Consider the following 15,757-nt stretch of genomic DNA (forward strand, 5'->3'; position numbering starts at 1 on the left):
TTGTTACGGCCATAACATTCTCCGAAGGAGCGAAGCACGTGCGCATCACCATCGCCGGCGCCGGCATCGGCGGCCTCGCCACCGCCCTCAGCCTGCACGCCGCCGGCCTCACCGACCTCACCGTCCACGAGGCCGCCCCCGAGATCCGCCCGCTCGGCGTCGGCATCAACCTCCTGCCGCACGCCGTCCGCGAGTTGACCGAACTCGGCCTCGCCGACCGCCTCGCCGCGATGGCGGTCCCGACCGCCGAACTCGCCTACTTCAACCGCTTCGGGCGGCCCGTCTGGTCCGAGCCCCGCGGCCTCGCCGCCGGCTACCGCTGGCCGCAGTACTCCGTCCACCGGGGCGAGCTCCAGATGCTCCTCCTCGACGCCGTCCGGGAACGCCTCGGCGCCGACGCCGTCCGCACCGGCAGCCGCATCGCCACCCTCGACCACGACTCCGACCTCCTCATCGGCGCCGACGGCATCCACTCCACGGTCCGGGCCGCCCTCAACCCCGGCGAGGGCGCGCCCCCGTGGAACGGCCTGGTCCTCTGGCGCGGCACCACCGTCGCCCCGCCCTTCCTGACGGGCCGTTCGATGATCATGGCGGGCGACGGCACCCAGAAGTTCGTCGCGTACCCGATCGGCGACGGCACCCGCGTCAACTGGATCGCCGAACAGCCCCTGGCTGGCGAGGCCCCCGACCGCGGCAACTGGAACCGCCCGGCAGAACCGGCCGCCGTCGCCGCCCACTTCGCCGACTGGCGCTTCGACTGGCTGGACGTCCCCGCCCTGATCACCGGCGCCGAGGCCGTCTACGAGTACCCCATGGTCGACCGCGAGCCGCTCGCCTCCTGGAGCGCGGACGGCGTCGTCCTGCTCGGCGACGCCGCCCACGCGATGTACCCGGTGGGCTCCAACGGCGCCTCCCAGGCCATCCTGGACGCCCGCGCCCTCGCCCACTCCCTCGCCACCACCGGCTCCACCACCGCGTACGAGGAGAACCGGCGCCCCGCCACCACCGCCCTCCAGCTCGCCAACCGGCAGCAGGGCCCCGAGGTGGTCATGCGACTCGCCCACGAACGCGCACCGCTCGGCTTCGAGGACATCGAGGCCGTCGTCCCGCTCGCCGAACGCACCGCCATCGCCGAGGCCTACAAGCGCACCGCCGGCTTCGACCCGGCCGTCCTCAACTCCCGCCCCTCCTGGACCGTCCCGCAGTAGCCCTCACCCGGAGCACCTCAGCATGAACCTCGAACCCCTCGCCGACTTCACCGTCCAGGTCGCCACCCCGCTCGACCTCGGCCCCTCCCCCCAGGGCCACCGCCGCATCGTCCCGATCACCGGCGGCCGCTTCACCGGCCCCGGCCTGCGCGGCGAGATCCTCCCCGGCGGCGCGGACTGGCAGCTCCTCCACCCGGACGGCACCATCGCCATCGACACCCGCTACACCCTGCACACCGACGACGGCGCCCACCTCCACCTCACCACCACCGGCCTGCGCACCGGCCCACCCGAGATCCTCGCCGCCCTCGCCGCCGGCCACCAAGTCCCCTCCACCGCCTACTACTTCCGCCTCTTCTGCCGCTTCGAGTCCGGCGACCCCCGCTACCGGTGGCTGACCCGCACCCTCGCCGTCGCCACCGCCGCCCGCACCCCCGGAGGCCGTCCACTACACGGCCTACGCCCTCACCTGAGCACCCGATGCACCTGCGGCGACCAACGCACGACCACCCCGGTCGCCGCTGCCCTGTGCCTCGCCACCTGACACCGCCATCAACACCGCAGCCTCTCAGCCGGGTACGGGTACGCAGCCGTACCCGCTACAATGGCCCACAGGTACGCACCGCCGTCCCGGAGTCGATCCCGAGGAGGCCCCATGGCCGACGCCAACGTCCGCATCCCCGCCGAGGCTCGCGACCGTCTTGCCGAGGTCGCCGCCGCCGAGCACCTCTCCCTACGGGCCTACCTCGCCCGCCTGGCCGAAACCGTTCTGACCCCCGCCGAGCGCGCCGAGCGCGCCGAGCAGGCCCGGCAACAGCTCCAGGCCTGGAACGGCTACGACCACCGACACCACCGACACCGATCGCCTCGACGCCGAGCTCGACCGCCGCCTGGCGCAGGCCGAGCTCCGGTGACCGGCCTGCACGTCGTCCTCGACGACACGGCCATGGTCGCCGCCGGCCGCGGGAACCTCCTCGCGTCACGCCTGATCCACCGCGCGCACACCGAGCCGGGCTGGTACCTCTACGCACCTGCCTGCGCACTGGTCGAGGCGGACCGCGAACGCCCCGGCACCGCCGCTCACCTCGCGGCCCTTCCGGCCGTCACCGTCCTCGAGCTGGACCTCCCCGCCGCCATGGCCGTCGCCACGGACACGACGTGGGCGCAGGCCCACACCCGCTACGCCGCATCCCCCACGCCGGACCGTCCCGACGGCGCGGTCGTCGCCACCGTGGACCCGTCCCGCTGGAAGGGGGAGCCCGTCCGAGTCATCGACCTGACCCCCTGAACGCAACGCCTCCTCGTGCGTGGATGGGCCGGATCAGACTTCCGAGGTCGCCCGGCAGCGCCCTCAGCCGGCCCGCTCCATCTTGAGCGCGCTCGACACCGGGACGGCCTGCCAGAGCGCACGGACCTCCGGGATCGTCGCGACGAACGCCGCGATCCCGTCCAGTGCCACGGATCGCTCGGGGCCGATCGGGTCGAAGTCGAACCCCATGCTGTCGTTCCAGGCAAGGGACCCGAGACCAGCCCAGGCCGGGTCCTCGCCGTAGTACAGCGTGAGCTCCACGCCCCAGAGCTCCACCTCGCCCTCCTCCCAGACCCCCACCTGCCGGGTGAAGCCCAGCGACGGCTGTCCGTCGTCCCAACTCCACCGCCCCCACTGGACGATGAAGCCGTCGCCGTCCTCCTCCACCGGCGCGACCCCCACCCAGTGGCAGCTGGACGAACTCCCGGAACGCCTCCCACGCCCGCCCCACGTCCACCACCGCGTCCGGGTCGAGCCCGTGGGTCCGGAGGATTCGGGTGAAGGCCTTGACGGCGTCGGTCCAGTGCATGTTCCCGGTCACGTCCGGATCGACCCCTTCGGTGAAGTCGCCCAGGTGCAAGGGCAGTTCGGGCGGCCCCGCGCGGAGCAGCTCGGCGAGCGGCACGGCCATCCGCTCGGGTAGACGGTCTCCTCGGTGGCCGCGAGCTCGTCGAGGGTCCACCAGTGGTGGCCGTGGGTGGCCTCCGTCGAGTCGACGCGGATCCGCCCGGCCTCGGCGGCGGTGATCCTCACCAGCCGGTACTCCTCGCGCTGGTCGTAGGCCTGCCCGTCGTAGGTGAAGAACGCCCGCCGGGTCCAGGCCACCGTGCCGAACCGCCCGGCGGGCAGCGCCAGTGTGGTCTCCTCCCGCAACTCCCGCACGGCGGCGCCGAGATGGTCCTCGTCCCCGGCCCACCCCCGCGCCGCCGACGGTGAACCACACACCGGTGGCCCGCCCGGCGGGGGTCGCCCCCGCACAGCAGCAACAAGCCGCTCGCCTCGTCGACCAGCAGCACCCTCGACGCCTCGCGCCTGCGCAGCTCCACGGCCACCGACCCTACCCCCGCACCGGCGGAGCCCAGCCCGCCTCGTGCAGCCGGGCGAAGCCCTCCAGCAGCAGGTCCAGCGCGAACTCGAACTCGAACTGGTCGTCGCACCCGCCGCCGACCACCGACGCTTCGTCATGACCGCCCTCCGCCAGCTCCGCGAGCCGGGGGAAGGCCTCGACGAACGCGGGCCGGTGGCGACCCGGAGCCCCCGGGCGCCTCGAACAGCTCCTGACTGAAGCCCAGCAGCCGGCTCCCCATCGCGTGCATCACATGGTGCGTCAGCTGCACCGACAGCCCCCCCGCCCCGGAACGCGCCCGCCATCGCGTCGAGGGTACGGCCAGACGGCCGCCGTCGGCACGGCCGGGTCTCGATCACCGCGCCGCCCAGGGGTGCCGCAGCAGCGCCGCCCGGGCCGAGAGCACCCGCGCCCGCACCACCCCGCCAAGGCCCCTCCCCACCGGGTCGATCTCGGCGAGCACCGCGTCGACCATGCCGTCAGCAGCTGCTCCTTGTTGGCGACGTGCTTTTGTAGAGCGCCATCGGCACCCACCGCCCAGCTCCTGGCCAGCCGCCGCATGCTCAGCGCGTCGATCCCGATCGCGTCCGCCCCAAGCTCGACCGCCGCCGCAGCACCCGCCCCCGAGTTCAACGGCTCCCGCCGCCCCCCACGGCCACCCGCACCCACCCCCTACTCAATCAGCGCCGCTTGACCGAGTGTCGCGTATACGCCTACCGTGGCGGGCCACAATCAGCAGGTGTACGCCGCTACACATCGTCGAGGGGCTGGCCGTCATGCACCAAGACCGGAAGACCGCCGTCAATCACCGGCGCACTGTTCCTTGGCTCACCGAAGCTAGCCGCCGCCCGTTCGCGGGCCTGTTGCTCTACCAACACGCTGGCTGGACGGGCCGGGAGGGCGCCGGACAGTCGCACGCGCTGTCCGGCCCCTCGGCCGAGATCCGTTCCCTGGTCACCGCCCGTGGTCTGCCTGGATCGGCACCGCGCACCGCGGTCCACACTCGGGCCGCCGCCACCACGCCTACCTGGCGCCGGACGGCTAGCTCGAAGGCGCGGTGATCGCCGAGCCCGGCCCGCGCCCGCGAGTTGCTCACCGCCCATCCCACGCCAGGACCTCTGCTGGTACCGAACGTCGCCCCTCGGCCCTAACACAACACCCCGTGCTCGGCGTTACGCGTCACACCGGCTGCCGGCCTGCTCCCCCGCCCGTCACCGATCCTCGGCCTGCTCGCGGCCGACTGATCCTCGCCTCCGCGCCGTCGCCGTCTGTCGGCGCGTACCAGCAGTCTCGGCCTCGTGCTCGCTCGCCGCCCTCCCTGCAGTCTCGCCTGGGAGCTCGCCTCCCCTTTTGCCGTACCACCGTGCTCGACCCCGAGGGTTCAAGGAGCCTCAGCTCGATGCCGAGCGATGCACGATCTGCACTGAGATCCGGCGGCCGCAGACGCCACTCCGGGCGATCTGATGCCGCCTTCATGCGCAGGCCGCCAGCGCGGCCCCTGACCGGGCGCCACCGCAGCAGCGCCGCTCCAGCTCGCCGTCGCCCGCCAGAGCACGGTACGGGCCCCAGCTGACGTCCGCGCCCTCCAGGCATGGCGGATCAGCCCAAGAGCAGGTCCTCGATCGCGCCTGGCAGCGGAGCGCGTCACCGAGGCCATCCGGTCGGCTTGAGACGTGCGGGACGTGCAGCTGTGTGCCCGTTCACGCCATGCTCATACCCCGCGTACGTGCCGGCCGTGGTCACCAGCGCAACCAGCGCTTGCTGCACCGGCCGGCGCGGTCGCTCGGCGACCACCACACCTGGCTACCAGGCGCTCTCCTCCGCCCGCGGCCGCACCAGCCCCGCCGCGCCATCCACAGCGCAGCGCGTCCTCGCCCCCGCAGGTTCGGGACGGCCGAGCAGCGCCCAGCCTCCGTCCAGCCAGCAGCGCGCCGCGCGTACCCGCCCTCGCCACCGCTACGGCCCACCGGCGTGGAGATCACCAGCGCGGCTCCCCGACACACCGACAGCACACGTAATCCCGCCGGACGTGCGCACCAGCGCAGCCGCAAGACCATTGCCAGCTCCTCCGCCGTCCGCCCGCATCTCTGACACCTGCGCCCGACGCCGCGAACGAGCCGCACTCCACGCAGTGCCAGTGCCGGCTCCGCTCCGCCCGCACCAGGCACAGTTCAGCACGCGCCCCGCCGCGCCCGCCGCCGAACGGTCCCTCACACGTCCGGCAGCGCGCGGGAGTCCGGCACCGCCACCGCAAGCCAGCCTGGGCAGCGTAGCCGCGCCTGGCCGGCACCTGGATCAGCACCGGACGCGCGTGCGCCAGCGCGTCCGGGCGCGCCCAGGCCGGACTCGGCACGCCGCGCGAACATTTGGTTGCGCGGCCTATTCTCGTCCCGCCCCTGGTCCTCGGTCGTCACGGTCCGCACCCGCGGAGCACCGTCGCAGCGCACCACCGCACCGCGGGCGCCGCCAGCGGCGGGAGCCACTCGGTGTGAGAGCAGCTGCGCGCACGCCTCCACCGTCATCGACAGACCCCGACGAGGTCAGCACCCGCGCCTTCTCCTCCGCGCCCGCAGCTCGCGCCACCTCGCGCACGTTGCGGCGTGACGGGTGCGCGCTCAAAACGGTCGCTGTGGTTGCCGTCGCCGTACGTTCCACACCACCACCAGGCCCAAAAAACGAAGAGGTCACGCACGGGGCGAACATCGCACGGCCCTTGGTCCGATCACCGCCGCGATACGAGGCCCCGCTGACGGACACGCAGCGACCGGTACGCTCGCGCGGCCGAGGTCGCGCCAGCGCGACGTGGCCGCGCCTCGCTCGAGCAGCGCCAGTGAGCGCCTCGTCTCGTCTACCCGGGTCCACGACGCGGCCCTCGGGCAGCACCACCAGCGCACCGTCTCGGCCCTCCGGCCAGGGTGGCGGCACCGGCACGACGGCGATACTCCCCGCCAGTCGGCTCGCGTGTCAGCGCGCGCGTCCAGACCGCGCGCGCGGGCGTCCCGAAGGTGCCGTCCCCATGGTACTCGGGCGCCTCCTCGTACCGGGCCCAGCTCTCCGCCGAGACGGCGGTGCGTCGGGGAGCGGTCGTCCTGGCAGGAGGCTCCGCCTCGCCTGACGTGGCGTGCGCGGCGGCACCGCCGCTGGAGCACGTCGCCGAGCGATGGCCGCGCGTAGCGGGTCGCGACGGTCGCGCACAGCGTGTAGCAGCGCGTGGGCGTCAGCACCCGCTCCCGGGACAGCACTCTGGTGCCAGCCTTTGTGGGGCCAGCACGACGCGGGGAGAGTCGGACGTGCGGCTCGCAGCCGGGCAACACCACTGTGAAGCCAAACGATTACGTGTGAGAACAGACGACTCACAACCGCCCTCAGCGACCGCACCGTTATGGTCCCGACCGGGCTGCCGGAAGCGGACCCGGACCCGGACGCCGGGCTGGGCCCGTCCGCCAGGTTGGCGGGCACCGCGTAGTCGAAGAACTTGTCCAGCTGAGCAGCCCCTTGTCCACCACCACCGGGACCACCGGCAGCTGCTCGGCCAGCTGCGCGCCGCGCCACGTCCGGGCTTGGCCCTGCGGACCTGTCCCGGATGAAGGCCAGCTGCTCCCGGTGCGGCCAAAGCGCCGTTGTCTGTGCGCCGTCGTCTGTGCCTGCTCATCGTTCCCCACATCTACCAGACGCACGACGACACGACGAAGCGGCGGCCACCCCGCGAGGGGTGACCGCCGCTCGAGGAGAAGCGTCAGGCGCTTGACGGCCTATCTTCAGCTGCTCGACCCCGGTCGGTCCGCTCCCAGGTGAAGTCAGCGTCGTCCGCGCGACCTGAACGTGGGACCGCTACCACGCGGCGGTCTTCGCGTAGATACGGAGCGAGCAGGTCGAGGTCGCGGATGATCGCGGCCGCGGAGGTCGGAAGACCTCGGAGACCGCGGCCTCGGATCTTCAGCACCGGGACGGTCTCAGTGCCGAAGGTTACTCCACGACAGGCCGACCGGCTCGGCCTTGCCGATCGCGTAGGCGACCTGGACCTCGGCGCGCGAGGCCAGGCCGCCCGGCGACCGATGTTCTTGGCGACCCAGCGCATAGCGCGTAGGCGGCCGAACGGTCACCTTGGACGGGTCCTTGCCGAGAAGGCGCGCCACCGTGGCGGCCATGCCGCCACGTAGGTGTCGATGATGATCTTGCGGCCGGTGAGGCCGGCGTCGCCATCGGGCCGCCGATCTCGAGCGGCCGGTCGGGCTCACAGCAGGCGTTAGCCGCGGTCACCAGCTTGATGCCGTCGTCGGCCAGGCGCTGAGCTCCGGCTCACGACGAACTACGCGGATGTCCGGGTCAGCAGCGAGTCCAGGTCCGATGTCGCTGCGTGCTGCGAGGAGACCACCACGCTCTGTCGAGGCGGACGGCCTTGTCACCGTCGTACTCGATGGTGAACCTGGGTCTTGCCGTCAGGGGCTGCGAGTACGGGATCTGGCCGTTCTTGCGCACCTCGGACAGCCGCTTGGAGAGGCGGTGCGCCAGGGTGATCGGCCAGCGGCATCAGCTCGGGGGTCTCGTCGCTCGCGTAGCCGAACATCAGACCCTGGTCGCCGGCGCTGCGTTGTCGAGTCGTCCTCGTCGCCCTCGACGCGGCCCTCGTACGCGCGGTGTCGACGCACCTGCGCGATGTCGGGCGACTGCGCGCCGATCGAGACCGAGACGCCGCAGGAGGCGCCGTCGAAGCCCTTCTTCGAGAGTCGTAGCCGATCTCAGGATCTTCTCCGACGAGCTGCGCGATCGGCGCAGTACGCCTTGGTGTGTGACCTCACCGGCGATGTGCACGAGCCGGTGGTGATCAGCGTCTCGACGGCGACCCGCGAGGTGGGGTCGGCCGCGAGGAGCGCGTCCAGGATGGTGTCGCTGATCTGGGTCAGCGATCTTGTCGGGGGGCCCTCGGTGACGGACTCCGAGGTGAACAGGCGGCCGAGACACAGCGCTCCCTAGGGGTGGCAGCGGCTGCTGACTGAATGCCCGTGTCCGGACATCCGGAAAGACGCTTGATTCCGCGCGAGTGTAACGGTCGCGCTACCAGGTGGCGGGCACTCCCCCTCAAAGATGAGAGCTATTCGACCACGCCTCCAGCTCAGGCACAAGCGGGCCCCGACCGCGTCCCAGACCCGCGTCGGCCAGCGATTCCTGGGCCCGTCGGCGATCTCGGTCTCGGTTCCGTCCGCGCTCAGCAGAACCGCCGCATTGTGTCCTGACGAAAGCTTACCGCCGCCCACTTCGTTGACGACCAGGAGGTCGCAGCCCTTGCGCGCCAGCTTGGCCGCCCGTGGCCGAGCACGTCGTCGGTCTCGGCGGCGAAGCCGACCACCACCTGCGCCACGGCGGGCCCGGTGTGCGAGAGAGCTCGGCCAGGATGTCGGGGTTGCGCACCAGGGCGACCGGCGCGGTCCTGCCCGTCCACCTTCTTGATCTTCCCGGTGGCGTACTCGGCCGGGCGGAAGTCGGCCACGCGGCCGCCATCACCACGGCGTCGGCGTCGGCCACCGCCTCAGCGCCGCGTCCCGCAGCTCCAGCGCGGTGGAGACGTGCACCACGTCCACCCCCGCCGGGTCCGGCAGGGTGGCGTTGGCGGAGAGCAGGGTGACCCGGGCGCCGCCGGCGGCGGCGGTGGTTCGGCCAGCGCGTAGCCCTGCTTCGCGGAGGAGAGTTGACCGATAGAAACATGGGGAAAAGTGTGTAGCGCACGGGTCGCAGCGGTCTCGCGGTGCCGCACGCCGAGACCACACGTGACGCGGTCAGTCGGCCTCCAGGCCGCCGCGCTCCAGCACCCGGCGACAGCCTCGAAGATCGCGGCGCGGCTCGGGCTAGCCGGCCCTGCCACGGGTCCTTGCGGTGAGCCGGCCGACGGCGGGCCTCCAGCACGATGACGCCGCGGCGGCGCAGGGTGGCACACGTTCTCCCTGGTGGCCGGTAGCTCCAACATCTCGGTTCTGTGCATGGCGGGGGCCTAGCACCACCGGGCAGCGGGCGGTGAGCAGGGTAGGTTGGTGAGCAGTGTCGTCCGTGGCCAGGCCGTGGGCGGCCGTTGCGCCATCAGGCTCAGGGTCGGTGGCGGGGCCACCACCACCAGGTCGGCCTGCTGGCTCGATCCGCCGTGCGGGACCTCGTGCAGCCCGTCTCCTCAGGTCTCGTGGCGGCCGCCGGCCGGATAGAGGGCGGCCCAGAGTGGCCTCACGCGACGATACGTGCAGCGCGCGCGGCGGTCGGCACCCACGGTCACGGCGTGGACACGTACTCGGTGCAACCGGCGCAGCAGCATCGCACGCCTTGTACGCGGGCAGCACGATGCCGCCGCTCACGCCGAGTGACTGACACTGGGCGGGCTGAGCGTTCATCGCGGTGCTCTCTCTGCCGAGTCGGGCGGGGACGAGCCCGCACCTACGACCGCAGTCAGAAGACCCGTCGCGACCATGGCTCCGCGACACATCGCGCGAGCTCCCCGGGAACCGCTGCAGGCCCGGCGTGATGCGATGTCAGCTCCGACGGGGCCCTGCGGTGACGTACCGGGAGACTCAGGCACGGCCTCGACGGCCTCGGCCGTCAGCATGCCCGCGTTGACTCGCGCGCAGCGCATCGACAGCGGCTTCTCGTGCACGTGGGTGTCGACGAGCGGCCGACGTACTCGAGCAGGCCCTCACCGAGCTGCGAGTAGTACGCGTTGATCTGACGCGCGCGCTTGGCGGCGTAGATGACCAGGCTGTACTTCGAGTCGGTCGCCTCGAGCAGCTCGTCGATCGGCGGTTTGATGATGCCCCGGGCGCGGTCATGGAAGAGGACACGCGAAAACCTTCCGAAAGAAGAAACACAATCCTGAGCAGAACTGTCTGCTCAGGCTACACCGAGCACGTACATTCGGCCGAGACCTGCTCGACGGAGTGGTTGACCAGCGTGTTGTCGAACTCCGGCTCGGCCGCGAGCTCGACCTTGGCGCCTCCAGCCGGCTCGATCACGTCCTGCGGCTCGGTGCCGCGGCCGGTGAGCCGGCGGACCAGCTCTCCCCAGCTCGCGGGCCGAGGAGACCAGCTGGGCCTCGGGCATCGACTCCCGGACCTGCCGGGCGCCTGGAGGTCGATCTCCAGCAGGACCGGCTTCCCGCTCGCCAGCTTCTCCAGCACGGCCGCGCGCGGGGTGCCGTAGCGGTTCCCGGCGAACACGCCCACTCCAGCAGTTCGCCGTTGGCGACCAGCTTCTCGAACTCGTCGTTGTCGACGGTAGTAGTGGACCCCGTTCTTCTCGCCGGGCCGCGGGTGCGGGTGGTGACCGACACCGAGAGCCAGAGCTCGGGGTGCTGCTTCCTCAGATGAGCGACGACCGTGCTCTTGCCGACCCCCGAAGGGCCGGAGAGCACGGTCAGCCGCGGACGTTCACTCATGCACCGATTATCCCGGATCGCGGACGATCCGGGGACCACCGGGTCGGCTTTCGGCCGAGGTCAGGAGGCGTGGAGCCGAACTCCCGCTCCAGCGAAGCGATCTGGTTCGTTCCGAGCCCGCGGACGCGGCGGCTCTCGGAATCCCAGGCGCTCCATGATCTGCTTGGCGCGGACCTTGCCGACGCCGGGCATGGACTCCAGCAGTGCGGAGACCTTCATCTTGCGATGACCTCGTCGTCGGCCTTGCCCGCCTTGATCACGTCGTGCAGCGAGGCACCGGAGTGCTTCAGCTTGTTCTTCACATCGGCGCGCTTCCGACGGCTTCGGCAGCCTTCGCGAGCGCGGCGGTGCGCTGGTTCAGGGTAAGGGGCGGAAGAGCCACGCCGTTCACCTCAGTGTAGATGAAGGAAATGAGCTATGACTGGGTGGTGCTTCGAAGCGCACCGAGCGCAGAACCTCACGGCTCTGACCTGCGAGAGCAACGTTCCGCCGCCCCTCGGTGACCTCTCGCCGGACAACTACCCAACTTGAGGCCGCACGTCAGGAAAAGAACACGAAAAGTCCTGGTCAGCCAAGGTCGACCAGGACTTTTCCGGCCAAATCAGCCGCCCTGACACCCATCCGCCGGGCCGCTGTGACGCGCCTCACAGGGCGCCCGTCATGAACTGCGTCACTTCACCACGGCGGCGATCTCCTCGACGAAGCGCTCCGAGGCCGCCCGCAGGGCCGCCACCGAGGGCCCGTGCTTGAGCACGTCCCGGCTCACGCTGGGCAGGACGTTCCCGACCGAGTCGCCGAACACCCGCGGCAGGTCGGCCGCCGTCGCCCCCTGGGCGCCGACCCCGGGGGCCAGCAGCGCGCCGTTGATCGCCAGGTCCGCCCCGGCCTCGCCAGGGTGGCGCCGACCACCGCGCCGAAGGATCCGAGCGGCTCGGCGCCCGCGTTCTCCGCCTTCAGCCGGTTCAGCACGCCCTGGGCCACCGTCAGCCCGTCGGCGCCGACGGCCCGCTGGACCTCGTGGCCCTCGGGGTGGAGGTGAGCGCCAGCGCGAACAGGCCGCAGCCGTTCGCCTTCGCCAGGTCCACGGCCGGCTGCAGCGAGCCGAAGCCCAGGTACGGCGAGACGGTCAGCGCGTCCGAGAACAGCGCCCGGTCCGGCGACAGGAAGGTCTCCGCGTAGGCGGCCATGGTGGAGCCGATGTCGCCGCGCTTGGCGTCCATCAGCACCAGCGCGCCGGCCTCGCGGGCCTCGGTGACGGGTCCGCTCCAGCACCGCGATGCCCCGGGAGCCGAACCGCTCGAAGAACGCGCCTGCGGCTTGAGCACCGCCACCTCACCGGCCAGCGCCTCGACCACCGTGCGGCTGAAGGTCTCCAGGCCGGCGATGTCGTCGTTCAGGCCCCAGGCGGTGAGCAGCGAGGCGTGCGGGTCGATGCCCACGCAGAGCCGGCCCCGGGCCTCCAGGGAGGCGGCGAGGCGGGGTACCGAAGGGAGCGAGCGTCATGACGGCCCTTTCAGGTGGATTCCGCGCGGTGGCGTACCCACCGCGTCCGTGTACGAGGCGAAGCCCCTCGCCGCCAGCTCGGTGCGCAGCTCGTCGAGGATGCGCAGCGGGGCGGTGGGGTCGTGGAACAGCGCGGTGCCGACGGCGACGCCGGCGGCACCGGCCAGGGTGAACTCCAGGGCGTCCAGCCCGGTCCGGAGCCCGCCCATGGCGAGGATCGGCACCCTCCGGGATCCGTCCGGCCAGCATCTCCGCGTGCACCTGGTGCACGCAGCGCACGGCAGCGGCCGGATCGCCGGGCCGGACAGCCCGCCGCCGCGCCGCCCGGCACCGGGCGCAGGGTGACGGGTCGATGGCCATCCCGAGGGGGGTGTTGATCAGGGAACGTCCGTCGGCGCCGGCCTGCACGCAGGCGGCGGCGATCTCGGTGACCGAGGTGACGTCCGGGGAGAGCTTGGCGTAGACCGGCAGCTGGGCATCGGCCGCGCGGCGCACCGCCCGGACCACGTCGTAGGAGGTGGCGGTTGCAGGCGAAGACCTGGCCCGCGGTCGGCGGCGTTCGGGCAGGACAGGTTGACCTCGACGCCGACCACCCCGGGCTGCCCGTCCAGCGCGGCGGTGACCTCGGCGAACTCCTCAAGCGCTCCCCCGCGACCGAGACCACCACCCGGGCGCCGCGCTCGGCCAGCCGGGCAGCTCGGTCCGGACCAGGTGCGCGACGCCGACGCCCTGCAGGCCGACGCCGTTGAGCATCCCGAGGGCGTCCGGGCCGTCCGCGGCCGGGCCCGCCGGTGCGCGGCTCCCGCATGACCGTCTTGGTGGTGACCGAGCCCAGCGCGTCCAACGGCACGAACTTGCCAGCTCCCGGCCGTACCGGCGCAGCCCGAGGCGGTGGTCCAGCGGGTTCGGCAGCGTACGGTGCCCCAGCGGGGCGGTCAGGTCGATCTCCCGAGGGTCCATCAGGCCGCCTTCCCCGTCTCCGCCCAGCGCACCCGCGCCCCGTCGAACACCGGCCCGTCCGTACAGGAAACGCACCGACCGGCTCACCCCGTCGGCCCCGATCACCGGCAGCAGGCAGGCCGCGCAGAGCCCCGTCCCGCACGCCATCGCCTCCTCCACCGCCGTCCAGCACCGTGCGCCCAACTCACCTGCGACAGCCGCGACTTCGGCCAGCATCGGGTCGGCCCGCAGGCGTACACCACGGTGGCGTCGATCGCCTTCACCGCCTGCGCGACCACCTCGGTCACCACCGGCCAGCCCCGCCGAACCGTCCTCCGTCACCACAGCACGTCTCGTCACTCCCGGGCCGCCTCCGTCCCGAACAGCCCTCCTCGCTCGCCGCCCCCAGGATGAACCCGACCTGCCCGCCCCCGCCGCCGATCCCCTCCGCCAGCCCGAAAAGCGCCGCGCTCCCGTACCCGTCGGCCACCAGCAACGCACTCACGGCCCCTCCGGCACCGGGAAACGGCGTCCCCAGCGGAGCGATCAGGCTCAACCGTCCCCCACCCGACTGCGCACCAACTCCCGTGTCCCCGGCCCGCGTTGGCCACCACCAGCTCGACCGTCCCGGCCCCCGACATCCCCGGTGGATCCAGAACGCCCGCCCCCGCAGCATCACGAAGTGCCCCGGCCCGACCCGCCGCGCCACCTCCGGAGCCCGCAGCACCACCGCCGGTACGCCCCGGCCGGCGCCGACTCCACCAGCTCCGCCTCGGTCACCACTGGATGAGCCATCGGTTCTCACTTTCTCGGGAACGTCCCAGAACCAAGAACGAGCCTCGACCATTCGGCAACCAGGGTCACGACAGCAGGGGCGCGAGGAACTGCGCGAAGGGGAACGCACTTGCCGCACTCCCGCGCCGCGCAGTCACCCGCCCCACGGACCGGCGCTCAGGCCTTCGCCGTCGAACCGCCTCCGCGATGCTCTTGTACCCGCTCGCCCTTCAACCGGCCGCCACCCCCGTGCACTTCCGCATCCAGAACGGCCCCTCGGTATATGAACCGCTGTACCCCTGCACCAGATCGGCCCCGTGCGTGATCCGCTCCCACGCGTCGTCCGCCGTCTCGGATGCCCGCCCACGGCGACCAGCCCAGCCACCCTCCGTCCGCGCCCGGAGCCGCTGCAAGCACCTCCAGCTACGCGCCTTCAGCGGAGCCACGGACAGCCCGCCCATCCCGATCTCCTCCACCCGGGCCGCGGACTCCTTGAGCCCCTCCCGCCCGATGGTGGTGTTGGTCGCGATGATCCCGTCCAGCCCGAATCTCCATCGCCCATTCGGCGATCGGCGTCATGTCCTCGTCCGCCAGTCGGGCGCGATCCTTCACCAGCGCGGACTGGTGCGGCACCGACCGGTCCCGCCGCCCGCCGCACGTCGACCAGCACGTCCAAGCGTCGTGACACCGTCTTGCAGGTTTGCGCAGCCCCGGCGTGTTCCGTCGAACTCACGTTCACCACCAGGTAGTCCGCGTGCTCGCCAGGCGCTCCGTGCTCTTCACTAGTCGGCGGTGCTCCCGTCCCTCCTCCATCCACCTTGGTCTTGCGATGTTTCACGCCCACCACCGGCGTGAGCCCGGTCCCGGGCCCGTCCGGCCAGCGCGCCGCGACCCCCGAGCCGCTGGTTTTGAAGCCCACCGGTTTGATCAGCTGCCCGGTCCTCGACCGAGCCGGAACAGCCGCGGCGCCGGGTTCCCGGCTGCGGCTCCACCGGTCACGGTGCCGATCTCGACGTAGTCGAGCCCAGCATCGACAGCACTCGATCCCGATCCCGTTCTTGTCGAAGCCGGCCCCCAGCCCGACGGCCCGGGCAGGTCCAGCCCCAAGTGCGGTGGTGTCGCAGCGAGGCGTGACGCGGCGCCAGCACCCGCGTCACCAGCTGCCGCAGCCCGGGCAGAAGCGGCCGCCGGATCCAGAAGAACGCCATGTGGTGGCGCCTTCTCCGGTCCATCTTCTTGAAGAACAGATCGCACAGCAGCTTTACACGACGGGGTCGCACCCTTCCTCGGAACAGAAAAGCGGCCATGGGTGTGGGGGGCACCCCAACCTGCGGTGTGCCCCCCACTGGATGAGCTACTTTCGCCCGGCGTTGTCAGGCCGCGGGTGCTCCTGGAGCGACATCACGCCTGCCTGCCGCGCAGGCAGCTCCACGTTTTCGGAGCCCTGCACCGCCGCCGCCCTCGCTGAACGGTCGTGGCACGGACGCCGCGCGACACCGCAGCGGTGCGGATCTCGTAGCCGTCCAGACGCCCGCCGGTGCCGTACG

At 72.1% G+C, this 15,757-nt stretch carries 16 protein-coding genes and 4 pseudogenes; 3 read left to right on the forward strand and 17 right to left on the reverse strand.

The genetic code is table 11. The features are described from left to right. The first annotated feature begins 38 nt into the window (after positions 1-38). The 3 genes from ABD946_RS13730 to ABD946_RS13740 all read left to right on the forward strand — a co-directional run bounded on the left by ABD946_RS13730 (position 39) and on the right by ABD946_RS13740 (position 2,496). The gene (locus tag ABD946_RS13730) at positions 39-1,208 is read left to right on the forward strand and encodes a flavin-dependent oxidoreductase (RefSeq protein WP_345283323.1); all 1,170 of its coding nucleotides are present in this window, start codon (positions 39-41) and stop codon (positions 1,206-1,208) included. 22 nt (positions 1,209-1,230) lie between these two features. After that, entirely contained in the window at positions 1,231-1,752 is a 522-nt protein-coding gene (locus ABD946_RS13735; protein ID WP_345283341.1) for a DUF3237 domain-containing protein, read from the forward strand. Positions 1,753-2,154: 402 nt separating this feature from the next. Continuing rightward, positions 2,155-2,496: a PIN domain-containing protein gene (locus tag ABD946_RS13740; RefSeq protein WP_345283356.1), complete on the forward strand. Its 342-nt coding sequence runs from the start codon at positions 2,155-2,157 to the stop codon at positions 2,494-2,496. 63 nt (positions 2,497-2,559) lie between these two features. On the opposite strand, the gene ABD946_RS13745 is transcribed toward ABD946_RS13740, so the two are convergent. The 17 genes and pseudogenes from ABD946_RS13745 to ABD946_RS42705 form a co-directional block, all read right to left on the reverse strand. Continuing rightward, positions 2,560-2,919 carry a hypothetical protein gene (locus ABD946_RS13745; protein ID WP_345283343.1) on the reverse strand — a complete coding sequence of 120 codons (360 nt, stop codon included), beginning with the start codon at positions 2,917-2,919 and terminating at the stop codon, positions 2,560-2,562. A gap of 135 nt (positions 2,920-3,054) precedes the next feature. Beyond that, the gene (locus ABD946_RS13750; RefSeq protein ID WP_425558608.1) at positions 3,055-3,495 is read right to left on the reverse strand and encodes an NUDIX domain-containing protein; all 441 of its coding nucleotides are present in this window, start codon (positions 3,493-3,495) and stop codon (positions 3,055-3,057) included. A 4,041-nt stretch (positions 3,496-7,536) separates the two neighbouring features. Further along, on the reverse strand, positions 7,537-7,731 hold the full coding sequence (locus ABD946_RS42675; RefSeq protein WP_425558609.1) for a hypothetical protein: 195 nt from the start codon (positions 7,729-7,731) through the stop codon (positions 7,537-7,539). Between the two features lie 254 nt (positions 7,732-7,985). After that, positions 7,986-8,150 (reverse strand): hypothetical protein, encoded by a 165-nt coding sequence (locus tag ABD946_RS42680; RefSeq protein ID WP_425558610.1) that lies wholly within the window; start codon positions 8,148-8,150, stop codon positions 7,986-7,988. 172 nt (positions 8,151-8,322) lie between these two features. After that, positions 8,323-8,547: an S-adenosylmethionine synthetase N-terminal domain-containing protein gene (locus ABD946_RS42685; RefSeq protein WP_425558616.1), complete on the reverse strand. Its 225-nt coding sequence runs from the start codon at positions 8,545-8,547 to the stop codon at positions 8,323-8,325. 242 nt (positions 8,548-8,789) lie between these two features. Further along, positions 8,790-9,071, reverse strand: coding sequence for a phosphopantothenoylcysteine decarboxylase domain-containing protein (locus ABD946_RS42690; protein WP_425558612.1), 282 nt, complete (start codon positions 9,069-9,071; stop codon positions 8,790-8,792). Between the two features lie 10 nt (positions 9,072-9,081). Continuing rightward, on the reverse strand, positions 9,082-9,348 hold the full coding sequence (locus ABD946_RS42695; protein ID WP_425558613.1) for a phosphopantothenoylcysteine decarboxylase domain-containing protein: 267 nt from the start codon (positions 9,346-9,348) through the stop codon (positions 9,082-9,084). A gap of 785 nt (positions 9,349-10,133) precedes the next feature. Further along, positions 10,134-10,401 (reverse strand): annotated as a pseudogene (gene rpoZ, locus ABD946_RS13765) (DNA-directed RNA polymerase subunit omega); the annotation flags it as partial. A 54-nt stretch (positions 10,402-10,455) separates the two neighbouring features. After that, complete coding sequence (locus tag ABD946_RS13770; RefSeq protein WP_425558615.1) at positions 10,456-10,776, reverse strand: nucleoside/nucleotide kinase family protein; 321 nt, start codon at positions 10,774-10,776, stop codon at positions 10,456-10,458. A 56-nt stretch (positions 10,777-10,832) separates the two neighbouring features. Next, positions 10,833-10,994, reverse strand: a pseudogene (locus ABD946_RS13775) (guanylate kinase); the annotation flags it as partial. A 68-nt stretch (positions 10,995-11,062) separates the two neighbouring features. Beyond that, a pseudogene (mihF, locus tag ABD946_RS13780) lies at positions 11,063-11,376 on the reverse strand (integration host factor, actinobacterial type); the annotation flags it as partial. Positions 11,377-11,664: 288 nt separating this feature from the next. Then, positions 11,665-11,796 (reverse strand): hypothetical protein, encoded by a 132-nt coding sequence (locus ABD946_RS13785; RefSeq protein WP_345283347.1) that lies wholly within the window; start codon positions 11,794-11,796, stop codon positions 11,665-11,667. A 181-nt stretch (positions 11,797-11,977) separates the two neighbouring features. Next, positions 11,978-12,433, reverse strand: coding sequence for an orotidine-5'-phosphate decarboxylase (pyrF, locus tag ABD946_RS13790; protein WP_345283349.1), 456 nt, complete (start codon positions 12,431-12,433; stop codon positions 11,978-11,980). 60 nt (positions 12,434-12,493) lie between these two features. Continuing rightward, positions 12,494-12,805, reverse strand: coding sequence for a beta/alpha barrel domain-containing protein (locus ABD946_RS13795; RefSeq protein WP_345283360.1), 312 nt, complete (start codon positions 12,803-12,805; stop codon positions 12,494-12,496). A gap of 328 nt (positions 12,806-13,133) precedes the next feature. Then, entirely contained in the window at positions 13,134-13,604 is a 471-nt protein-coding gene (locus tag ABD946_RS13800) for a hypothetical protein (RefSeq protein WP_345283351.1), read from the reverse strand. 836 nt (positions 13,605-14,440) lie between these two features. Further along, positions 14,441-14,752 (reverse strand): dihydroorotate dehydrogenase, encoded by a 312-nt coding sequence (locus ABD946_RS42700; protein ID WP_425558617.1) that lies wholly within the window; start codon positions 14,750-14,752, stop codon positions 14,441-14,443. Positions 14,753-15,564: 812 nt separating this feature from the next. Beyond that, positions 15,565-15,757, reverse strand: a pseudogene (locus ABD946_RS42705) (hypothetical protein); the annotation flags it as partial.

The organism is Kitasatospora albolonga (assembly GCF_039535905.1).
Classification (GTDB): domain Bacteria; phylum Actinomycetota; class Actinomycetes; order Streptomycetales; family Streptomycetaceae; genus Kitasatospora; species Kitasatospora albolonga.